This window comes from Marinobacter sp. B-21 (genome assembly GCF_056857895.1).
Genome location: NZ_JBSXNZ010000055.1, coordinates 1 through 20,944, shown reverse-complemented (window position 1 = coordinate 20,944; position 20,944 = coordinate 1). Strand labels below are relative to the sequence as shown.

Sequence of the window (20,944 nt, the reverse complement as noted above, 5' to 3'; positions counted from 1 at the left end):
CAAACAGAATGAGCGTGTCAGCCGTTCAGGGTGCGTTCAGAATGTAAAGAAAACTGACAACACACGGCGCCCGGGTTGTCAGTTTCTTCTCTGTATCAGGCGTTACGACCGCTTGCGCATGCGGGCCAGAAAAAGCCCCAGGAGACCGAGCCCAAGCAGCGCCAGGGTGCCGGGCTCCGGGACCGCAACGGTACCGACGGTTACGTTATCCAGGCCGTAGCCGTCATTCGGTTTATTGGAAAAGATGGACACGCCGCCAAGGCCTGCCGAGTCAAAAATCGAGATGTAAAAAATCGTGCCGTTACCCAGGGCTGTTCCGAAGATGTCGTTGAAACTGAACCCCACGCCGCCAATCGAGAACCGGCCACCCGCATCGTTAGGATCTGTCATGTAGAACCCCATGGCATTGTAACCCGCAGCCGGCGAGATGCTCATTTCCCTGGCGTCCATGCTGTCCAGCCAGTTGTCACCGGATACCGGGTAGCGCCCGCTGAAAGGCGTTGTGCCTGCATCCAGAACGGCAAGGCCTTTCGTGCAGGTGTAACCGCCACTATCGCAAAGGCCGCCGGAACCCGGCACCGCGCTGGTAAAACTGCCGACACCCACCTGGGAGTTAATGGAAACTGACTGATCACCAGGGTTGTAAAAGGTATTGTTGTCGAACGTTTCGGTGAGATAGCCGCCGCTCAGGGTTGCCAGGAAGTTACTTTCGGCCTGGCCAGCGGCGGCTCCGCCCTGGGGGCTGACGGAAAGAATGGGTGCTGCGGAAACCCAGGAGCATGCGCCAAAGAGTAGTCCGGTCGCAATAATGGCTGTTGCCTTGTTCATATCAGTACTCCGTTTCACTGATTAATTCGCCTTCGCCGGAGTACTGAAGGCACATTTCGCGCCACAATGATAACTGTTTAAATTTCAGCTTGTTATGAAGCCCTTACCCACAAACTGTAAATTAAACCGACACCCACTGTTTCATATTCAGATCACAAAAAGCCCGACAAACTCATGCACTGGCGTGCCTTCCAGCGCTTTCTGATCCCTGCAGAGCTGGTAGATCCGGTCGCAACGCTGGCCAGGGAACCGGGTGGCAAGGTTGTTGTTGAATTTGTCTTCCAAGAGCGGAATCCCCTCCTTCCTGCGGCGACGGTGGCCGATGGGGTATTCAACCGCGACCTTGTCCGTGGCACTGCCATCCCTGAAGAACACCTGAATGGCGTTGGCGATGGAGCGTTTGTCTTCTTCCAGGTACTCACGGGTATACCTTTCATCTTCCACCACTTCCATTTTCTCCCGAACCCGGTCGATAAGCGGATTGGCTTCGTGGAAGCTGTCTTCGTAGTGTTCCGCGGTGAGACTCCCAAAAATCAGCGGGACAGCCACCATGTACTGAAGGCAGTGATCCCTGTCGGCCGCGTTCGCAAGCCTGCCCTGCTTGGAGATGATGCGGATGGCGGATTCGTGGGTGGTGATGACAATACGGTCGATCTCGTCGAGTCGGTCTTTGACCTGGGGGTGCAGGGCTACTGCCGCTTCCGCCGCTGTCTGGGCGTGGAACTCCGCCGGGAAGGAGATCTTGAACAGGATGTTCTCCATCACGTAGGAGCCCAGTTCCTGGGGTAAAGAAAACTGACGCTTATCCTCGGGCTTTAACTTCTGATCTTTGTTGGTCTTGCTGAACAGCACATCATAGAAGCCCCATTGGGGGGCTGTCAGTGCGCTCGGAATGCCCATTTCTCCTCGCATGGCGATATCGGCCAATCGTACCGCGCGGGACGTGGCATCGCCTGCTGCCCAGGACTTCCGGGAGCCTGCATTGGGCGCGTGGCGGTAGGTTCGCAATGACTGGCCGTCTACCCAGGCGTGGGAAAGTGCCGACAGCAATTGCTCGCGGTTAGCGCCCATCAGTCTGGCGGTGACGGCCGTGGAGGCCACTTTAACCAGCACCACGTGGTCCAGCCCTACCCGGTTTAAGGAGTTTTCAAGCGCCAGCACACCCTGGATTTCATGGGCCATGATCATGGCCCCCAGCACGTCCTTCATGGTCAGCGGCTCTTTGCCTTCCGCCACCCTTTTCTGGGAAAGATGATCAGCAACCGCAAGAATACCCCCCAGGTTGTCGGACGGATGCCCCCACTCGGCAGCAAGCCAGGTGTCGTTGTAGTCCAGCCAGCGGATAAGGCAGCCAATATCCCAGGCCGCTTTCACCGGATCCAGCCGGAAGGAGGTTCCGGGAACGCGCGCGCCATGGGGCACTACCGTGCCTTCAACAATCGGGCCCAGGTGCTTTGTGCATTCGGGAAACCTGAGGGCCAACAGGCCGCAGCCCAGGGTATCCATCAGGCAGTTGCGGGCGGTCTCCCAGGCTTCCTTGCTTTTGATCCGGTAGCCGAGGGTGTAATCGGCAATCGTCTGCATGAGCTTGTCGTAGTCGGGGCGTTCGTTGAGATCAAATGTTGCTGACATGGCGGTGGCTCCTTCGGTTTTGGTGTCCTCTAACCACAGATTAGCGCACCCGACACCAACGCCAAAATACAGCGAGAAATGCCGGGCACCATTCGGTTCCGGGTCCCGGATCTGGTTTACCAACCAGGCCTGACTTGGTCTACTCAAACAAAAACCAGCGAGCCGTCATCAACAAAGGCTTAAAAACGCATAATGTTAAGCCTGAATTACACTTTTCTAAAGAATGTAAATAAAACTGACAACCAGAAAGCCGATATTTGTAGCATTTTATTTACACACTCTTGTGCACATCTGTTAATTTTAAATATCTGTTTACATCAACTACATCTTCCTAAAATAAATTTTTTATTTTGTTATAATTCAATAACTTATAAAATAAGTGCGAACCGACCCCGACCTTGGTTAAATTGTTTTAATGAACAGGCCCCTGCCGCATTTCTCTATTTTTACTTCAACTGCTTGTTTGCACTTCAGTTCTTTAAAGTAAATCGTTTTCAAAGCCGTAATGGTACAACATGGTTTTGCCAACCTTATCTCGCCTATAATCTTCGCGCAATTAATGAACAACCCGTAAGCAAACGCTAACGAAGCATTCATGGAAGTTATCGATAACCCGTGGAAATACCAGTGACTCGCACCACCATCGAATCTGCCATTGACGAATGGGCCGCCATTCTGGGTGAATCCGGCGTCGTTGTGGCTGGCTCAGCAGAGTTTGGCGCCTCCACAATAGGAGCAAAACGCTCTATTCCGGCTGTGCTCCGCCCAGAGAACCAGGAGCAGGTCGCCGCGGTTCTTCAGGTTGCGCAACGCTGGCAGGTCGCGGTCTATCCCGTAAGCAGGGGCAATAACTGGGGCTATGGCAGTGCCAACCCGGTTGAAGACGGCTGCGTCATCCTTGATCTGAGCCGGCTTGACAGCATTTCCGGTTTTGATCCTGAAATGGGCGTTGTCACGGTTGGGCCCGGCGTAACCCAGGGTGCCCTGAGGGACTTCCTTGATAACCATGAGGGCGATTATCTCGTTCCGGTGACCGGCGCGGGCCCCACTTGCAGCATTCTTGGCAATGCGCTTGAGCGAGGTTACGGCATCACGCCGATTACCGACCATTTTGCGGCGGTGACAAAGATTGAAGCGATCCTGCCCGACGGCACCCTTTACCGGACGCCGCTCAGCGAGCTTGGCGGTGCGGAAGTGGACGGGCTTTTCAAATGGGGCCTGGGCCCTTATCTCGACGGGCTTTTCAGCCAGGGGAATTTCGGCGTGGTTGTGAATATGACCATCGCCCTTGCGCCAGCACCCGACACCGTGACCGCGTTTTTCTTTTCCACCAAAGAGGACGCCAGGCTGGAAGCGCTGGTGCCCACCGTCAGGGCAGTGTTGCGAGCGCTCGGCGGTTCGGTTGTGGCGATTAACCTGCTCAACAGCCAACGCATGCTCTCGATGATGACGCCCTTCCCTGAAGACAGGGCCATTGATGGTGTTCTGCCGGCTCACGAAGTCGAAAATCTCGCCAACCGTCATGGCGTTCCTGCGTGGAGCGGGGTTGGTGCGATTTATGCCTCAAAGGAAGTTGCCCGAGCGGCCCGACGCACGCTACGGCGGCTTCTGGGCCCGGTAACCGACCGTCTCGTTTTTATCAACCGGCGAAAAGTTGACCTGGCGCGGACTATTGTCCGCATGCTACCCGGCAGGCTGGCAACACGGGTCCAGGGCATGGCGGATACACTCTCGGGGGCGCTGGAAATCATGCATGGCACCCCCAACGACGTTGCGCTGGCGCTGGCTTACTGGCGCTCGGGTACCCTGCCCGAGACCGGGCAGCCCAAAAACCCCGCACGGGATGGCTGTGGGCTTATATGGTTCGCGCCGCTGGTTCCGATACGGGGGAAAGACGTTCGCCGCTATGTCGATATGATTGAACGAATTTGCCCGCAGTATGGTGTTAATCCGCTCATTACCTTGACGACAGTAAATGATCGCTGCTTCGACTCTACCGTTCCCCTTCTGTTTGATCGCGGTGACGCGAAGGCGACAGCGCGGGCGAATGACTGTTATCGCGCCCTGTACGAAGCCGGTCAGAAACAAGGCTTCCTGCCCTACCGCCTCAACATCGACGCGATGAGCACCCTGAATACCAGTGGCTCTGCTTTCTCCAGACTGGCCAGTCAACTGAAAGCTGCGGTCGACCCCAATTTCATCCTGGCGCCGGGACGTTACGTGCCCGGGATCAAGCATTCCGAGGTCTGATGAGCGGTAACCTCGATACACCCGTAGTCCGCCGTCAAGTTTGGTTAAACGGCGTTTTCTTTCACTGCGACTATCGCCATAACAACCCCTGAGCGGGAAGGAATGAGGACCTGAAAATGAACACAGGGTTTGCACTTCGGCATGAAACAGAAAACACAGATAACCAACAAACTCACAAAGACGTCAGTACTATTTTCAACTCAGTATTCAAGGTCGAGTTGGCGACGTCTCCAGAGGTGGTTAACGAGGTCTTCGAACTTCGGTACCAGGTTTATTGTATTGACCGGCCTTTCGAGGACCCCGATTGCTTCGCTGATAAACGCGAGCACGATGCCTACGATCCGCGATCCGCACACGCGCTGATCCGGCACCGGATAACGGGAGACAGCGTTGCCACCGTTCGTCTCGTTATGACGGGCGACCACCCGGAAAACCCGGAACAGGGCGATTTTCCAATGGAAGGCCACTGCATCCACCGGATGGGCCAACAGGCACGGAACGCATTTGCAGCCGCACCCCGCGCGCAGATCGCAGAAATATCCCGGATGGCGGTCAGCCGGGAGTTTCGGCGCCGTCTCAACGAGGGCGAATCGGCCTCTGGCACCAGCGATTCTGTCTGCTACAGTGATTCGGAAAATGGCAAACGCGCCATGCCCTACATCAGCCTGGGGCTTTTCGCCGCGATTCTCCAGATGTCGGTCAGGCATGGCATCACCCACTGGATGGCGGTCATGGAGCCGGCACAGCTGCGCCTGTTAAAGCGGTTTGGTGTGGAGTTTGATCACGTGGGACCGGTGCTGGAGTATCACGGCCTCCGCCGCCCTGCCTTCACCGAGGCAGCGTCACTGATTGACGGTATCAGGAGGCGTCGTCCGGATGTCTGGTCGCTGATTACAGACGCCGGACGGTACCTGCCTGCAAAACCGAACTGAACCTGGCGATTTCGGCTTAGGGAAACGCTCGAACTGAAAAGGCCCCCGCTTGTTGGCGGGGGCCTTTATTCTACCGGCACTCTCATCTAAGCACTATAACTGCTCAGACGTTATGCCTTTGCTGCTTTTTTCCTGCGTGACAGGCCAAGTCCGGCGAGGCCCAGGCCCAACAACGCCAGGGTGCCTGGCTCAGGTACGCTAACCGGTGTAGCCTCGATACGGAACGAGGTCTCAAAAGAGTTGGGGCCGCCCTCAGGAGTCAGAAGACCAAGACATCCGTTAGCAGCCCCCGCAGCCGCACAGGCAGTATCAGGCAGCGTCATCAGCCCAGCGAGATCAAGGAACACCGAGTAGACGTAGCCCTCCATGGTGAACTGCTGTGGGGGAAGGGCGCCACCGGTATAGGGGCCCAAACCGTCAATGTCGGTCAGGGTGAAAATGTCACCGCAGGGCTGGGCTAATCCATCGGCACAGGACCCACTGCCCGGGTTGTTTGGCGTTTCCGTAAAGCGACTGTTGAAGGTAATCGAGGGCAGCACCTCGGTACTGCCAACACCCATCGGTGTAAGCGGATTCAGGGTGAGCGTGGAGGTCAGGTCAAACGTTAGCAGCGTATCAAAACTCGAATTGATGGTGTTGTTATCATGGGTAAATACGCCACCGTCTACGGAGACCCCATTGGTTACAAGTTTTGGAAGCGTACCATCCGTTGTGGAATCGACATCGGTAATCGAGACAGACGACCGACTCGCAGCTGTTGTTCCACCCCATGAAATCACATTTGGGTCGCTAGTATCCTGGGTACCGGGGTTGGCGCTCCCTTTATTAGTGAATATCGCGTTGGAGAAATTGCTGTCGACCGTATAATCCCATGTGGTAATCAGATCCGCGCTGGCAGATGCCGCGCCCAGCGCAAATGGCACAACAAGCGTTGATAAAAGCGTTCTTTTGAGTGCAGTGTTCATAGTTATCTCTCCTTGAAGGTGAACGCTGGCAGCTGGAATTCAGGCAAGCACGTCAGCGGTGTATAGCTACACGCATCATCCATACCAAATATTTAAACTGATTATCTTTCATAAACTTAAAATTTCGGCCTGGTGGATGTGGAGATGCAGGTGTAAGTATCTTCGACATTGAAGGAGCGTAAATGCATCGTCTTCCACGCTATGTATTTTTTGGAGAGGTATGTAAGCAGGGTCGATTAGAACAAAAACATTTAAAGAGATCGATTTATAGTTATTACAGAATTAAAAATGCCGTTAAACAGCAGACTGACTTCCGAGTGCGTAAATTATGCTGACGCCAGGAACCCGGGACCGGAGTATATCGAACATGTTTATACGCTCGGATTCGACTTCATCCAAAGCCACAAACCGCACCCCCTCAATCTCACTGACTGTCTCAAGCCAGTCATCGAGATTCATGCCCAGGGTCAGCCGGTCCCGCCCCACAAGCAATGCAATTTCCCATGCTGATATAGCTGACACGAGAAATTGCCACACCATGGTCATAGGGTATAGTCATTACTATATATCCGGCAGATGACTACAGTAAGCAGCCATCTGACAATTGGGTACTTGGCACTCTCACCCAGCCAGGCGCATCACTCACTATCGGCCCAACAGATCGTCTATTTCAACCTGCAAAGCTTTCGCAATCGCTCTGAGAACTTTTGTTGAACCCGTTTTGGTGCCAGCCTCAATTTGTGACACATACGATTTGCCAATACCGGCTTCTGTGCCCAGTGATTCCTGAGTATAGCCGCGATATTCCCTCCAAATCTTCAGCGGGTGTTCATCTCCAGACATGAGGCGCTTAGCGATAGCCGCAGGAATGCTTTCATCTTCTCCGGCGGAAAGTTCAGCCATCGCAACATCGGCATCCTGAATATCACGCGCATCCTGTGCCATCTCAAGCAACTCTTGATACTCGGCATAGGGAATGACTGCGTATTCGGGTTTTCCCGATTTTTCAATAATCTGCACGCTCATTTATAAATATCTCCTCTGGCGCCGACTTTCAATACCAGTAAAATCAGCTCACCATTATCAAAACTGCAAATCGCCCTGTATCCACCCTGACGAAGGCGCCAATAAGGCTTTCCTTTCATCGGCTTCCAGTCGCCACGGTAGTTGTCTGGATCCAGCGCAATCGCTTCGAGTTCGGACATTATCCTTTCTGCTACTGGCCTGGGGGCTTTCTTCAGTGCTTTCAGTGCGGATTTTTTGTATTTCAGTGAGTACATGCGGAAAGTTTACGAATAGGTTTACTGTAGGTCAACACTTGGAATGAAAAACGAGCGAGCCTGATTGGTAAAGTGGGGCCGGTGACCAGTATTCAGGCGAAGCAGAGCCGGGGCAACCCCGGCCTTTAAATGCAGGCTTTACTAAGGTCCTGTCAGACCGAATCCCCCGGCACTCTCACCCAGGCACTCTCACCCAGGCACTTTCACCCAGGCACTCTCACCCAACCTTCCATTAACACCCTCGCACTGCGGCTCATGATGGCTTTGGTGGCGGTCCACTGGTTATTCACCAGACTGGCTTCTGCGCCAACCTGAAGAGTTCCGGATGGATGGCCGAAGGTGACGGAAGTCCGATCTCCGTCGCCGGCTGCAAGGTTGACCAGAGTTCCGGGAACGGCGGCTGCGGTGGCGATGGCAACAGAGGCGGTGCCCATCATGGCGTGATGGAGTTTGCCCATGGATAGGGCCCGGACCAGTACATCCACATCCCCTTCCCCGATCTGTTTGCCGCTTGATGACACGTAATCGGAGGGTTTGGCCACGAAGGCGACTTTCGGGGTGTGCTGGCGATTGGCGGCTTCCTTGATGTTCTGGATCAGCCCCATCTTCACGGCGCCGTGGGCGCGGATGGTTTCGAACATGGCCAGGGCTTTAGGGTCGGAGTTGATGGCGTCCTGAAGCTCGGTGCCTTTGTAGCCAATGTCTTCGGCGTTCAGAAAGATGGTGGGAATGCCGGCGTTGATCATCGTGGCCTTGAGGGTGCCTACGCCAGGCACTTCCAGGTCGTCCACCAGATTGCCGGTGGGGAACATGGAACCTTCACCATCCGCCGGGTCCATGAATTCCACCTGCACTTCAGCCGCGGGGAAGGTCACGCCGTCCAGTTCGAAATCGCCGGTTTCCTGGACTTCACCGTTGGTGATGGGCACGTGGGCGACGATGGTTTTCTTGATGTTGGCCTGCCAGATGCGCACGGTGCAGGTGCCATTTTCAGGAATCCGGTCTTTGGCGACGAAGCCGCCGTTGATGGCGAAGGCGCCCACGGCGGCTGTGAGGTTGCCGCAGTTGCCGCTCCAGTCTACGAAGGGCTTGTCGATGGAGACCTGGCCGAACAAGTAGTCCACATCGTGGTCCGGCTGGGTGGGCTCGGCCAGGATGACGGTTTTGCTGGTGCTGGAGGTGGCGCCGCCCATGCCGTCGATCTGTTTCTGGTAGGGGTCGGGGCTGCCGATAACGCGCAGCAGGAGTTTGTCCCGGGCTTCGCCTGGAGTCTGGCAGGGTTCTGGGAGGTCCTGAAGGCGGAAGAACACGCCTTTTGATGTACCGCCGCGCATGTAGGTGGCGGGGATTTTGATTTGGGGAGCGTGGGTCATTTTTCTGCTCTCTTGGTGAAGACGGGGTCAGATGAAAATTTCATCTGACCCCTTTGTCGATGCTATGGGTGCGGTGAACATGGGGTCAGAAGAAGGCTTTCTTCTGACCCCTTCTTCAACCCCGACCTCGGAGTTTGAAAATGGGGTCTGACCCCACGGGGTCAGACCCCTTGTTTACGCAGCACCTTCCGATTGCAGGAAATCTTCCGCAAACCGCTGCAACACGCCACCCGCACTGTAGATCGATACTTCTTCGGCGGTATCCAGGCGACAGGTCACTGGCACGCGTTCGGTGCTGCCGTTCTTGCGGTGGATGACCAGCGTCAGTTCGGCACGGGGCGCCGGGGTGCCTTCTACGTCGTAGGTTTCAGTGCCGTCTAGGGCGAGGGTCTTGCGTGTGGTGCCTTCTTCGAACTGCAGGGGCATCACGCCCATACCGATCAGGTTGGTTCGGTGAATCCGCTCGAATCCTTCGGCCACAATTGCTTCGACACCGGCGAGTGCCACGCCCTTGGCGGCCCAGTCACGGGAGGAGCCCTGGCCGTAGTCGGCGCCGGCGATGATGATCAGCGGCTGCTTGCGCTCCATGTAGGTTTCGATGGCTTCCCACATGCGGGTGACCTTGCCTTCCGGCTCGATACGCGCCAGCGAACCCTGCTTCACGTTGCCGTTTTCATCCCGGACCATTTCGTTGAACAGTTTCGGGTTGGCGAAGGTGGCACGCTGGGCAGTCAGGTGATCACCCCGGTGGGTGGCGTAGGAGTTAAAGTCTTCCTCCGGCACACCCATCTTGTGCAGGTATTCACCAGACGCACTGTTCATCAGGATGGCGTTGGACGGCGACAGGTGATCCGTGGTGATGTTATCCGGCAACACCGCCAGCGGACGCATGCCCTTGAGGGCTTTCTCACCCACCATGCCACCTTCCCAGTACGGCGGGCGGCGGATGTAGGTGCTCTGCGGGCGCCACTCATATAGCGGGTTGGTGTTGGCCTGGGCATCCCGGGTGATGTCGAACATCGGAATGTAAGTGCTGCGGAACTGCTCCGGCTTGACGCTGGATTTCACGATGGCATCGATCTCCGCATCATCCGGCCAGATGTCCTTCAGGGTGACGGGGTTGCCGTCTTTGTCATAGCCCAGGGCATCTTTCTCGATGTCGAAACGGATGGTGCCGGCGATGGCGTAGGCCACTACCAGCGGCGGCGACGCCAGGAACGCCTGCTTGGCGTAGGGGTGAATCCGGCCGTCGAAGTTCCGGTTTCCGGAGAGCACCGCGGTGGAGTACAGATCCCGGTCGATGATTTCCTGCTGGATTTTCGGATCCAGGGCGCCACTCATGCCGTTACAGGTGGTGCAGGCAAAGGCCACCACGCCGAAACCGAGGGTTTCCAGCTCTGGCATCAGGCTGGCTTCTTCCAGGTACATCTTCACCGTTTTGGAGCCGGGCGCCAGGGAGGTTTTTACCCAGGGCTTGCGGGTCAGGCCCAGCTTGTTGGCGTTGCGGGCAATCAGCCCTGCCGCCACCATATTCCGGGGGTTGCTGGTGTTGGTGCAACTGGTGATGGCAGCGATGATCACCGCGCCATCCGGCATCTTGCCTTCTTCCTGTTCCCATTCACCGGCAATGCCGCGCTCTGCCAGCTCGGAAGTGGGCAGGTGAGCATGGGGGTTGGAGGGTCCGGCCAGGGTACGGGTGACTTTGGACAGGTCGAACTTCAGCACGCGCTCGTATTCGGCGTTCTTCATGCTGTCGGCCCACAAGCCGGTTTCCTTGGCGAATGTTTCTACCAGGGCTACCTGGTCGTCTTCACGGCCGGTCAGCTTCAGGTAATCGATGGTCTGGCCGTCGATATAGAACATCGCGGCGGTAGCGCCGTATTCCGGAGTCATGTTGGAGATGGTGGCACGGTCGCCGACGGTGAGGCTGTCAGCGCCTTCGCCGTAGAATTCCAGGTAGGCGCCGACTACGCGCTCCTTACGCAGGAATTCAGTGATGGCCAAGACCATATCGGTCCCGGTAATGCCCGGCTGCAGTCGGCCAGTCAGTTCCACGCCCACGATGTCCGGCAGGCGCATCATGGAAGCGCGACCAAGCATTACGCTCTCCGCTTCCAGACCACCCACACCCACGGAAATCACGCCCAGGGCATCAACCATCGGGGTGTGGCTGTCGGTGCCTACGCAGGTGTCCGGGTAAGCAACGCCATCACGAGCCTGCACCACCGGGGACATCTTCTCCAGGTTGATCTGGTGCATGATGCCGTTGCCCGGGGGGATTACGTCGACGTTTTTGAACGCGGTCTTGGTCCAGTTGATGAAATGGAAACGGTCGTCGTTACGGCGGTCTTCAATCTGACGGTTCTTTTCGAACGCGTCTTTTTCGAAACCGGCGTGCTCAACGGCCAGGGAGTGATCCACGATCAGTTGGGTGGGAACCACCGGGTTGACCTTGGCGGGGTCACCGCCCTTCTCTGCTATGGCATCACGCAGGCCTGCCAGATCCACCAATGCGGTCTGGCCGAGGATGTCGTGGCACACCACTCGCGCCGGGTACCAGGGGAAGTCCAGGTCGCGCTTGCGCTCGATCAGCTGCTTGAGGGAATCGGTCAGTGCCTCGGGATTGCAGCGGCGAACCAGTTGTTCGGCCAGGATTTTGGAGGTGTACGGCAGTTTGTCGTAGGCGCCGGCCTGGATGTCTTCCACAGCCTGGCGGGTGTCGAAATAGTCCAGGTCGGTGCCTGGGAGATTCTTGCGGTATTCAGTGTTCATGGTCAGCAACTCGGTGGTGTGAACATGGGGTCTGACCCCTTGGGGTCATGACCCCGTACTGTGAACATGGGGTCTGACCCCTTGGGGTCAGACCCCTACTTCATAACTCGGAGTTCGCGGTCTGAACTTGGGGTCTGACCCCACGGGGTCAGACCCCTTTTTCACTCCCTCAGGGCCGCTCGTCGATCGGCACCCACTTTGCATCCGCCGGGCCGGTGTAATCGGCGCTTGGGCGGATAATGCGGTTGTTTTCGCGTTGCTCTTTCACGTGGGCGGTCCAGCCGGAGACGCGGGACATCACGAAGATCGGGGTGAAGAGTTCGGTCGGGATGCCCATGAAGTGATAGGCCGAGGCGTGGTAGAAATCCGCGTTGCAGAACAGCTTCTTCTCTCGCCACATGACGGCTTCGCAGCGCTCGGACACCGGGTACAGCACGGTATCCCCCACTTCGTCTGCCAGCTTTTTGGACCACTGTTTGATAATGGCGTTGCGCGGATCGGAATCCTTGTAGATCGCGTGGCCGAAGCCCATGATCTTTTCCTTGCGCTCGAGCATGCCCATCAGGCCTTCTTCGGCTTCGTCCGGGGTTTTGAACTTCTGGATCAGCGCCATGGCGGCTTCGTTGGCACCACCGTGCAGCGGGCCTCGCAGGGTGCCGATGGCGCCGGTTACGCAGCTGTGGATGTCCGACAGCGTGGAGGCGCACACACGAGCAGTAAAGGTAGAGGCGTTGAATTCGTGCTCGGCGTAGAGGATCAGCGACACGTTCATCACGCGCTCGTGCAGCTCGCTGGGCTTCTTGCCGTGGAGCAGTTCCAGGAAGTGCCCGCCGATGGAATCGACATCGCTGTCGGTTTCAATGCGCACGCCTTCGTGGGCGAAGCGGTACCAGTAAGTAATGATCGACGGGAAGATCGCCAGCATTCGGTCGATTTTGTCGTCCTGCTCGCTGAAATCCTGTTCGGTTTCCAGGATACCCAGCATGGAACAACCGGTACGCATCACATCCATCGGGTGCGCATCCTTGGGAATCTGCTCGAGCACGGTTTTCAGGGCAGCCGGCAGGCCACGCAGGCCATGGAGCCTTGTCTTGTAGGCAGCCAGTTCCTGGCGGTTCGGTAGTTTGCCGCGCAGCAGCAGGTAGGCGATTTCCTCGAACTGGGCCTTTTCTGCCAGATCGGCGATGTCGTAGCCGCGGTAAGTCAGGCCTGCGCCGCTCTTGCCAACGGTACACAATGCGGTTTCACCAGCCACCTGGCCCCGAAGGCCGGCGCCGTTCAGTTGTTTTGCTTCAGCCATTGTTGTCTCCCCATTATTCGGGATCTGACCCAACCGGGTCTGACCCATCATTATTCGGGGTCTGACCCAACCGGGTCTGACCCCACTTTCAGCTTCAACATGGGGTCAGATGAAAATTTCATCTGACCCCGTTTTCATCTGACCCCATTTTCAGTCTTTAACCTTTGCTCTGCTGGAACAGTTGGTCCAGCTTCTGCTCGAAGTCGTGGTAGTTCAGGAAATCATACAGTTCCATCCGGGTCTGCATCAGGTCAACCACGTCCTTCTGGTCGCCCTTCTCCAGGATGTTCTGATAAACCGTCAGGGCGGCCTTGTTCATGGCGCGGAAGGCGCTGAGCGGGTACAGCACCATGTCGGCGCCGGCATCGGCCAGCTCTTTGCGGTTATACAGCGGCGTGGCGCCGAATTCGGTGATGTTGGCCAGAATGGGTGCATCCAGGGCGTCAGAGAATGCCTTGTAGTGTTCAAGCTCGGTAACCGCTTCGGCGAAAATACCGTCTGCACCGGCTTCGATGCAGGCCTTGGCACGCTCAATGGCGGCTTCCAGGCCTTCTTTCTGGAAGGCATCGGTACGGGCCATGATGAAGAAGTCTTTGTCTTCACGGGCATCAACCGCGGCTTTGATACGGTCTACCATTTCTTCCTGGGAGACGATTTCCTTGTTCGGGCGGTGACCGCAACGTTTCTGGGCAACCTGGTCTTCAATATGGACCGCTGCCGCGCCGGCACGTTCCATTTCGCGAATGGTTCGGCCGATGTTGAAGGCGCCGCCCCAGCCGGTGTCGATGTCGACCAGCAACGGAACGTCGGTGGCTGCGGTGATGCGGCGAACGTCTTCAACCACATCGTTCATGGAGGTCATGCCCAGATCCGGCAGGCCGTAGGAGGCGTTGGCCACACCACCACCGGACAGGTAGATCGCCTGGTGACCGACTTTCTCGGCCATCATGGCGGCGTAGGCGTTGATGGTTCCCACGATCTGCAGGGGCTGGTTTGCTTTCAGGGCCTTGCGGAAACGGGCGCCTGGGCTGAGTTTTTTGGACATGGTGTTGGCCTCTCTTGGTTGTTTGTGAACTTGGGGTCAGACCCCTTTTTAGCCTGCTGATTTGGTGCGTGAAGTTGGGGTCTGACCCCGCGGGGTCAGACCCCTTTTTCAAACTCGGAGTTAGACCCTTCTTCACACTTCGAGTCAGACCCCTTTTTCAGATTGTCAGTTCGCCTTCCTGGATTTTTTTCTCGATGTTCAGGCGGGCGGCGTTGATGTGTCTTTTCATCAGAAATTCGGCGAGCTCACCGTCTCGCTGCGCAATCGCTTCGACGATACGGCGGTGTTCACCCAGCGCCCGATGGGGGCGACCGGTGGAGGTGCTTAACCGGTAACGGTACATCCGCACCATGTAGTAAAGATCACCCAGTAGCATCTGGGCCAGTTTGGTGTTGCGGCTGCCGGTGGCAACCCTGTGGTGAAAGTCGTAATCGCCTTCAGCCTGATAATAGGCCTGCCCCTGAGCTTCCTCAATCATCTGTTCGTGGGTGTCGAGGGTGCGCTGAAGGTCCGCAATTTCCTGGTCGGTCATGCGCTCGGCGGCCTGGCGTGCTGCCAGGCCCTCCATCACTTCCCGGATCCGGTAAAGTTCCATCAGTTCCGAAGCGCTCACCGAAACCACCTTTACTCCGGCGTGCGGGCGGCGCACCAGTAGTCCACGGGATTCAAGTCGGCCAAGGGCTTCCCTCAAGGGGCCACGGGTAAGATTGAATCGGGAGCAGAGTTCAACTTCGCCGATTTTCTCGCCGGGGATGAGATCGCCTTTCACAATAGCCGTTTGCAGACAATCAAAGGCTTCATCAGCGCGAGTGTAGGTTTGAACAATGGCTTCAGACATACTTTGTTAACAATATTGACCGTAGTTATCCAAAAACTACGCCTGAAACGAAGTATTGTCAACAATCCTTTGAGCTAAGACTGATTACTTGTTGACAAATGCAAGCTCATTTACCCAGTAACTCCCCCACCGCTCTCAGATTGCTGACGTGGTCACACAGGGTTTTGATGATCATCAGCACCACAAACAGGAAGCACCCGCCTGGGCCCAGGAGATGAAATACAGAGCCCCGTCGCTCTTTCTGTTTTTTTCCTGTTTTTCCATGGCTATGCCCTCTATTGCTCAGGCGGCGGCGTGTACTGATACGGCCAGGTGTCTGTCAGCACCTGGCCGTCCGGCTTCAATGGTTTCTGCCTAGCAAAGTGATGCGCCGGCCCCAGAAACTGTCTGGCGGAGCCTGCCAGGCAAGCTGGTGCAGTTCCGCCAGCGACTGCCTGTCTCGGAATAACTGGCTGAGTTCGCTTCGCGACAATGAGGCGGGGCCGTCGCTGCCACAGCGCGCCACCAGGGGCGCCAGCAGCTCCGCCCTTCTGGCGAGGCGGACCTTGCGGGCAAGCGCCTGATGGAGCCGGTTAAGCCGGGGCCGTACCACCGCAGCTTCCACCGCCGTTAACACTGATCCTCTACCGCCGTTGCGCCTGGCTGCACGGGCGTCTTCCAACACCTTAACGGGCACTCGTTCTTCCGGTATCAGCAGCATGCCCCAGGTTCGCAGCGCCTGACCTGCGCCCACCCGGCTCAGCAACACAGACGTGGGAGCTGCCAGTACCAGTGGAATAGCAACCGGCAATGACCAGAGGAAGAAGATGGGGTCCAGGCTCCAGGCAAAGGCGGACCAGCCTGCCGCGACCAACATTCCGGGAAGCTGGGTAACAAAGGCGTCCCGCCAGGAGGTCTCCTGTGTGCGGTTCTGTCCAGCCCAGCTCAGCGAAAGGTTCAACAGGGCGCCAATAACATAGCGGCTGTGAGCCATCATTCTTATAGGCGCGAGCAGGACCGAAACCACGATTTCAGCCAGCACACTGATAAACAGCCTCAAAACCCCGCCAAACTGCCTGGCAGTACCGTGAATAACCGCGTCCAGAATGGCCAGGAATTTCGGGATAAACAGCAGGGAAAGAGTGCTTAACGCAAGGCCGAGCGCCCATTCCGGTCGCCATTCCGGCCAGAGCGGGAACAAACCCTGATGCCCCTCCGGGAAGTAGTCGATTCTGGCGACTGTCATCTGTACGGCTTCCACGGTGGTCAGAATCAGGAACGCCAGCCAGAGGGGCGAAGCCAGATAGGCCATGACCCCGTTCAACAGAGCCATCCTGTGGGCCAGTCGAAGCCGGCGCCCCAACAGCAGAATCCACAAATGCTGGAGATTCCCCCGGGACCAGCGGTTGTCACGGGATAGTTCGTCCGACAGCGTTGGCGGAGACTCCTCGAAACTGTTGCCAAGGCCCGGCTCCAGCCAGACTTCGTAACCGGCCCTGCCCATGTAGGCCGCCTCCACAAAGTCGTGGCTCATGATGGCCCCCCGGAACAGGCCGAACCCACGCAGTTTGCGCAGGCCACAATGATCCATAAAGGATTTGATCCGGATAATGGCGTTGTGTCCCCAGAAAGCGGCGTCGCCCATCTGAATGGCGGCAAGACCAGTGGCAAACAGGGTGGAATAGAGGCGGTTGGAAAACTGCTGCACCCTGGCAAACAGTGACTCGCCGTTGATGATGGAGGGGGCGGTCTGCAGTATGCCAACCTTCGGCTCACGTTCCATCAGTTGCACCATGCGCACGATGGTGTCTGCGCTGAGCAGGCTGTCGGCATCGAGGACCACCATGTAACGATAGCGGCGGCCCCAGCGGCGCAGAAAATCCGCCACATTACCGCTCTTGAAGTTCAGGTTCACCCGGCGCCGGCGGTAAAACAGCCGCCCCTCTGCCCCAAGCTCCCGGCACAGCTGATACCAGGTGGCCTGCTCCTCAAGCCAGACATTCGGGTCGCGGCTGTCCGAGAGAATATGAAATTCGAACTGGTCCAGATGGCCGGAGCGTTCAAGGTCCTGATACACCGCCTTGAGCCCGCTGAGAGTCCAGTGCACGGGCTCGTGATAGACCGGCATGATAATGGCCGTTCGGGCCAACGGTGTCGCTTCCAGCTCCTTCCCGGCATGTCGCTTCAGCAGGCTGTGGCGATCACCACCCATCAGTCTGAGCAGAAAACCAAATACGGCCGTCCAGAAGCCAACGGCAATCCACATGTACAGCAGCGCAAACAGCACCAACAGCCCCAACTCGACTTTGGTGCCCCCGTGGTAAGGTAAAACCCAGAGCAGAAAATAGCAGGCTGTAAGGGTTTGCCCCACCACGAAAATGGTCAGCAGCAGTCGCCTGAACGTAGCGACTCTTCGCCAACCACCGGAACGTCTCCGAGCCAGTGTGGCTTCCCTGTTGGCTATATCAGTCATAGCCGATGTGCCCGCGCTTCAGTGGTGGGCTGGCGTCCGGAATGCTCTCATGGGGACGCTCGAAATAACCGGGAATGCTGTCGATACACCGGGCGGGCAGGTCCGGCCCGGCGCCCTGAGCCATCGACATTTCCAGGAGGCGAAGGGCTTGCCTGCAGGCGTCTGTTGTCAATTCAACGCCATCGTCATCCAGGTAGGTAAGTACCCTTTCCAACGCTTGCTGACACAAGATCTCGGGCATGATCAGGGCTCCCTCCCTTCATGATCTGTTCTGAGTGGCCCTGGAAGCCTCGAACAACAGATAGGTCCAGACTTCCGTCAGGGGCTTGTCATCCAGCAGTAACTGGCCGCGAAGAACCGTATCCTTTCCTTTACCAGGCCGCACCAGCATGGACAGACGCCAGCTCTTGTCCGCCTCAATGAATTCGACATAATGCTCAATAATTTCAAAGCCTTCGCCACCGCCCCCTGCACTGACGTTGCTGATCACCGCCGCGTCCGGTTTGAGTTCTTCCAGTGGTCCGCCGGCAAAATCAACAATGATTCGGTAAGCATTCTCTGCGTCGCCGCCTCCGGTGCGGCTACCATCCCCCACGAACGTTTTCACCACCCGTCCGGTATCCTGACCAGCCACGTCACTGCTACCAAAGCTGAGCGTATAGGCAAATTGGTGGTGAGCGCCGGCACTCGCGTCTTCCCCCGGTTTCCAGAAAGCGACGATGTTGTCGTTGGTTTCAGAATTCGTGGGGATCTCTACCAGTACCACTTCCCCATTGGACCAGCTTGGCCGGGGTGATACCCAGGCGCTGGGACGCAGGTCGTAACGGGCTTCTGCGTCCTCAAACTGGTGGAAGGCCGTATCTCTCTGGATCAGTCCAAAGCCGCCCAGGCGATTCACCTGCAGGTAACTGAGGCGCAGGCGGGAGGGATTGATCAGGGGACGCCACAACCACTCGCCACTGCCCTCGTCGTGAATCAACACGCCGTCTGAGTCGTGAACCTGTGGCCGCCACTCCCCAACCGGACGCGCGGTATTTTCGCCGTAATAGAACATGGAAGTGAGTGGCGCAAGGCCCGGCTGTTCCACTGCATTCCGGAAAAACAGTTCGGCCGTGACGTCAATCCGGGTAGTGGGCCCGGGTTGTATATCAAAGCTGTAGGCGCCGGACACGCTTGGGCCATTCAGCAACCCGTATACCCGCATACGATCACTGCCGCCGCCGGGCCGCTCAAGCCAGAATTCAACGAATGAGGGAAACTCTTCGCCGGAGGGCAAGCCCGTGTTCACAGCAATGCCTCTGGCGGAGAGCCCGAACCGGTTACCCGCCCCGACTCCCCGGAAGTAACTTGCTCCGGCAAAAACCAGGAACTGGTTCTGCTCCGTTCCGTCGCCCAGAGGATAGGTAAGCTTGAAACCGGCGTGACCGAGATTGGCGGGTATTCGTTTGGCAAGGTCACTGTCGGGAAAGCTGTAGGCAGACTTGTCAAAAGGGATGGGCTCTACACCATCCGCGTCAATTTCGTTCAGTTGCACGGTGTGAGTGTAGAAATTGCCGGGTGGCACCATCATGACCTGAAAACGGGAACGACCTTCACGCCAGAGACTCGCCTCGGGATTGAACCGAATGGCCTGATAGTTCTGGTAATCCAGATCTCTGAGAAATCCCGGCACCTCGGGTGGCGGCTCATACTTGGCGTTGGCCAGGGCCCTGGCCTTGTCGACTACCTCCTCAAACTTAAAAGCCTGAGCGGTTCCGGTATAGAGAGAGCACTGCAACAAAAGCAGCGTGAGCAATCTTGTCCCTGAGCGCATGGTTCTCCAACCCCATTAACATTCCGTAGAATAGTAATGTAACACCAGCGGTCGAAACTTACTCAAGTGACAACTTCTTAAGACTCGGGGTCAGATCCCCATGGACAGCGAGATCCGCACGTCCGGATAATCGGGCATTGTCAGGGCCATGGTGGAGGCGCGGATCATCCGGCCCACGCTGACGTTGGCGGTAAAGGCCCGGCCCTGCATCTTCACCGAGACCTGACCGGCACTGGCGTTACCGTGGCGGGCTGTCTGGACCCCGTAATCGGGAACCCAGCCCTGCAACACGGCAAAGTTCACAGTGGACAATACGCCATCCACGAATGGCACGGGCCACGCGGGGCTGGCGGTATCGATTCGCAGCCAGCCGCCCCTGAACACAGAAACGGTCTGGCCATTGAATCCGGTGAGCATGGACGGGCCGGCGACCGTCAGGTATTCCGACGACGGGAGATCTTCATCCGCAAACTGATACCGTCCGTTCACCCGCCAGTTCCACTGGAACAGCTCCTGCTCAACAGAAGCGGACACGGCGATCTTGTAGAACTCCTTTTCATCTGCCATGTCATCATGCGACGGATAATCGGTTGCGAGGAATTCGCGGCCACTCAATGCCAGAATTCGGGTGTTGGCAACCAGGCCGGCTGCCAGTTCATGACCTCCGCTTGCCTCCAGGCCAATGGACGAAACCTGGTAACGCGATTCTGATACCAGGCTGTCTTGCTCAAAGAATACGCTGTCTCGCCCCCGATGCCGGGCGATGCCATCAAAGGCCATGCCAAACCGGGAGAACAGCGGTCTGCTCGCCCCCAGACCGAGCACACGGGATTTACTGCTGGCGTTAAAGCGGCTGCCAGCATTGCTGGCAGCGTACTCGTAACGAGAGCTCCCCGCCTCAATCCGCAACTGATTCGCCCCTGCCGGGAAGCGATAACGGAATGACGCGGCACTGGAATCGGTCTCGTTCCTATAGGATCGGGCATCACGGTAGTCGAATCCAATGGCATCACTCTGACCGAGCAGTCTGTCTGCGGCCACGCCCACAGAGCCATCGATGCCATCACTGTTCAGTTCCGTCTTGCCGGAAAACTTCAGCCGGGACCTCAACCAGTGTTCGCGCTCCTCCCGGAACGCGTCCACACTGCCGGCTAAATTGCTCGAATAGGGTTGCCAGCCGTTGCGGAGCCACGAGCCGCCGTCTTCGGCGTAGAGAGGCTGACTGACTACGCACCACAACAGTGCGGTTAAAAGTGGCGATTTCAATGTAATAAGGTCCTGCCAGATAGCGCCGGCCACAGCACGAAAGGAAAGCCGCTTAATCTAACCCGAAAAATTCATAAAAAAAGGCGAACCTTGCTCAACCCATTGATATAATGGGAGTTACGACAATAACGCTTCGGAAGAAGCTAAACAAGGTTCGCCCATGTCCAATTCTATCCCAACTCAACTGCGCTTTCCTCC

Annotated in this window: 17 protein-coding genes; 2 read left to right on the top strand and 15 right to left on the bottom strand. The window is 57.1% G+C overall.

Features of this window, described 5'->3' with window-relative positions:
• Positions 1 to 102 precede the first annotated feature (102 nt).
• Both AC13C0_RS05275 and prpD read right to left on the bottom strand, forming a co-directional pair.
• Entirely contained in the window at positions 103 to 828 is a 726-nt protein-coding gene (locus AC13C0_RS05275) for a PEP-CTERM sorting domain-containing protein (protein ID WP_286803865.1), read from the bottom strand.
• 147 nt (positions 829 to 975) lie between these two features.
• On the bottom strand, positions 976 to 2,460 hold the full coding sequence (prpD, locus tag AC13C0_RS05270; RefSeq protein WP_482954046.1) for a 2-methylcitrate dehydratase: 1,485 nt from the start codon (positions 2,458 to 2,460) through the stop codon (positions 976 to 978).
• A gap of 627 nt (positions 2,461 to 3,087) precedes the next feature.
• Here prpD and AC13C0_RS05265 point away from each other — a divergent pair.
• Positions 3,088 to 4,710 (top strand): FAD-binding oxidoreductase, encoded by a 1,623-nt coding sequence (locus AC13C0_RS05265; RefSeq protein ID WP_482954045.1) that lies wholly within the window; start codon positions 3,088 to 3,090, stop codon positions 4,708 to 4,710.
• 116 nt (positions 4,711 to 4,826) lie between these two features.
• Entirely contained in the window at positions 4,827 to 5,642 is an 816-nt protein-coding gene (locus AC13C0_RS05260; protein ID WP_339750337.1) for a PEP-CTERM/exosortase system-associated acyltransferase, read from the top strand.
• 110 nt (positions 5,643 to 5,752) lie between these two features.
• On the opposite strand, the gene AC13C0_RS05255 is transcribed toward AC13C0_RS05260, so the two are convergent.
• The 13 genes from AC13C0_RS05255 to AC13C0_RS05195 all read right to left on the bottom strand — a co-directional run bounded on the left by AC13C0_RS05255 (position 5,753) and on the right by AC13C0_RS05195 (position 20,746).
• Positions 5,753 to 6,607, bottom strand: coding sequence for a THxN family PEP-CTERM protein (locus AC13C0_RS05255; protein WP_482954044.1), 855 nt, complete (start codon positions 6,605 to 6,607; stop codon positions 5,753 to 5,755).
• Positions 6,608 to 6,901: 294 nt separating this feature from the next.
• Complete coding sequence (locus AC13C0_RS05250) at positions 6,902 to 7,129, bottom strand: hypothetical protein (protein WP_482954043.1); 228 nt, start codon at positions 7,127 to 7,129, stop codon at positions 6,902 to 6,904.
• 123 nt (positions 7,130 to 7,252) lie between these two features.
• The gene (locus AC13C0_RS05245) at positions 7,253 to 7,633 is read right to left on the bottom strand and encodes a helix-turn-helix domain-containing protein (protein ID WP_117617335.1); all 381 of its coding nucleotides are present in this window, start codon (positions 7,631 to 7,633) and stop codon (positions 7,253 to 7,255) included.
• Entirely contained in the window at positions 7,630 to 7,887 is a 258-nt protein-coding gene (locus AC13C0_RS05240) for a type II toxin-antitoxin system RelE family toxin (protein WP_273073053.1), read from the bottom strand. The genes AC13C0_RS05245 and AC13C0_RS05240 overlap by 4 nt, the downstream gene beginning before the upstream one ends.
• 203 nt (positions 7,888 to 8,090) lie before the next feature.
• Positions 8,091 to 9,260 carry a 2-methylaconitate cis-trans isomerase PrpF gene (gene prpF / locus AC13C0_RS05235; protein ID WP_341582096.1) on the bottom strand — a complete coding sequence of 390 codons (1,170 nt, stop codon included), beginning with the start codon at positions 9,258 to 9,260 and terminating at the stop codon, positions 8,091 to 8,093.
• Between the two features lie 174 nt (positions 9,261 to 9,434).
• Positions 9,435 to 12,032 carry a Fe/S-dependent 2-methylisocitrate dehydratase AcnD gene (gene acnD, locus AC13C0_RS05230; RefSeq protein WP_482954042.1) on the bottom strand — a complete coding sequence of 866 codons (2,598 nt, stop codon included), beginning with the start codon at positions 12,030 to 12,032 and terminating at the stop codon, positions 9,435 to 9,437.
• A 169-nt stretch (positions 12,033 to 12,201) separates the two neighbouring features.
• A complete protein-coding gene (prpC, locus tag AC13C0_RS05225) occupies positions 12,202 to 13,332 on the bottom strand; it encodes a bifunctional 2-methylcitrate synthase/citrate synthase (RefSeq protein ID WP_117617338.1) in 1,131 nt (376 codons plus the stop codon).
• A gap of 157 nt (positions 13,333 to 13,489) precedes the next feature.
• Entirely contained in the window at positions 13,490 to 14,377 is an 888-nt protein-coding gene (gene prpB / locus AC13C0_RS05220; RefSeq protein ID WP_117617339.1) for a methylisocitrate lyase, read from the bottom strand.
• 157 nt (positions 14,378 to 14,534) lie between these two features.
• Positions 14,535 to 15,215 (bottom strand): GntR family transcriptional regulator, encoded by a 681-nt coding sequence (locus tag AC13C0_RS05215; protein ID WP_482954041.1) that lies wholly within the window; start codon positions 15,213 to 15,215, stop codon positions 14,535 to 14,537.
• A 340-nt stretch (positions 15,216 to 15,555) separates the two neighbouring features.
• The gene (gene mdoH / locus AC13C0_RS05210; protein WP_482954040.1) at positions 15,556 to 17,667 is read right to left on the bottom strand and encodes a glucans biosynthesis glucosyltransferase MdoH; all 2,112 of its coding nucleotides are present in this window, start codon (positions 17,665 to 17,667) and stop codon (positions 15,556 to 15,558) included.
• The gene (locus AC13C0_RS05205) at positions 17,660 to 17,908 is read right to left on the bottom strand and encodes a hypothetical protein (protein ID WP_117617342.1); all 249 of its coding nucleotides are present in this window, start codon (positions 17,906 to 17,908) and stop codon (positions 17,660 to 17,662) included. Before AC13C0_RS05205 ends, mdoH begins: the two co-directional genes overlap by 8 nt.
• An 18-nt stretch (positions 17,909 to 17,926) precedes the next feature.
• Complete coding sequence (locus AC13C0_RS05200) at positions 17,927 to 19,480, bottom strand: glucan biosynthesis protein G (protein WP_117617343.1); 1,554 nt, start codon at positions 19,478 to 19,480, stop codon at positions 17,927 to 17,929.
• Between the two features lie 90 nt (positions 19,481 to 19,570).
• Positions 19,571 to 20,746, bottom strand: coding sequence for a ShlB/FhaC/HecB family hemolysin secretion/activation protein (locus AC13C0_RS05195; RefSeq protein WP_117617344.1), 1,176 nt, complete (start codon positions 20,744 to 20,746; stop codon positions 19,571 to 19,573).
• Between the last annotated feature and the right edge of the window lie 198 nt (positions 20,747 to 20,944).

Excerpts from the sequence above, each read along its gene's own strand:
- acnD (WP_482954042.1), bottom strand. The coding sequence starts at position 12,032 with ATGAACACTGAATACCGCAAGAATCTCCCAGGCACCGACCTGGACTAT.
- prpF (WP_341582096.1), bottom strand. The coding sequence starts at position 9,260 with ATGACCCACGCTCCCCAAATCAAAATCCCCGCCACCTACATGCGCGGC.
- AC13C0_RS05205 (WP_117617342.1), bottom strand. The coding sequence starts at position 17,908 with ATGCCCGAGATCTTGTGTCAGCAAGCGTTGGAAAGGGTACTTACCTAC.
- AC13C0_RS05200 (WP_117617343.1), bottom strand. The coding sequence starts at position 19,480 with ATGCGCTCAGGGACAAGATTGCTCACGCTGCTTTTGTTGCAGTGCTCT.
- prpD (WP_482954046.1), bottom strand. The coding sequence starts at position 2,460 with ATGTCAGCAACATTTGATCTCAACGAACGCCCCGACTACGACAAGCTC.
- AC13C0_RS05215 (WP_482954041.1), bottom strand. The coding sequence starts at position 15,215 with ATGTCTGAAGCCATTGTTCAAACCTACACTCGCGCTGATGAAGCCTTT.
- prpC (WP_117617338.1), bottom strand. The coding sequence starts at position 13,332 with ATGGCTGAAGCAAAACAACTGAACGGCGCCGGCCTTCGGGGCCAGGTG.
- AC13C0_RS05240 (WP_273073053.1), bottom strand. The coding sequence starts at position 7,887 with ATGTACTCACTGAAATACAAAAAATCCGCACTGAAAGCACTGAAGAAA.
- AC13C0_RS05260 (WP_339750337.1), top strand. The coding sequence starts at position 4,827 with ATGAACACAGGGTTTGCACTTCGGCATGAAACAGAAAACACAGATAAC.
- AC13C0_RS05245 (WP_117617335.1), bottom strand. The coding sequence starts at position 7,633 with ATGAGCGTGCAGATTATTGAAAAATCGGGAAAACCCGAATACGCAGTC.
- mdoH (WP_482954040.1), bottom strand. The coding sequence starts at position 17,667 with ATGACTGATATAGCCAACAGGGAAGCCACACTGGCTCGGAGACGTTCC.
- AC13C0_RS05255 (WP_482954044.1), bottom strand. The coding sequence starts at position 6,607 with ATGAACACTGCACTCAAAAGAACGCTTTTATCAACGCTTGTTGTGCCA.
- prpB (WP_117617339.1), bottom strand. The coding sequence starts at position 14,377 with ATGTCCAAAAAACTCAGCCCAGGCGCCCGTTTCCGCAAGGCCCTGAAA.
- AC13C0_RS05275 (WP_286803865.1), bottom strand. The coding sequence starts at position 828 with ATGAACAAGGCAACAGCCATTATTGCGACCGGACTACTCTTTGGCGCA.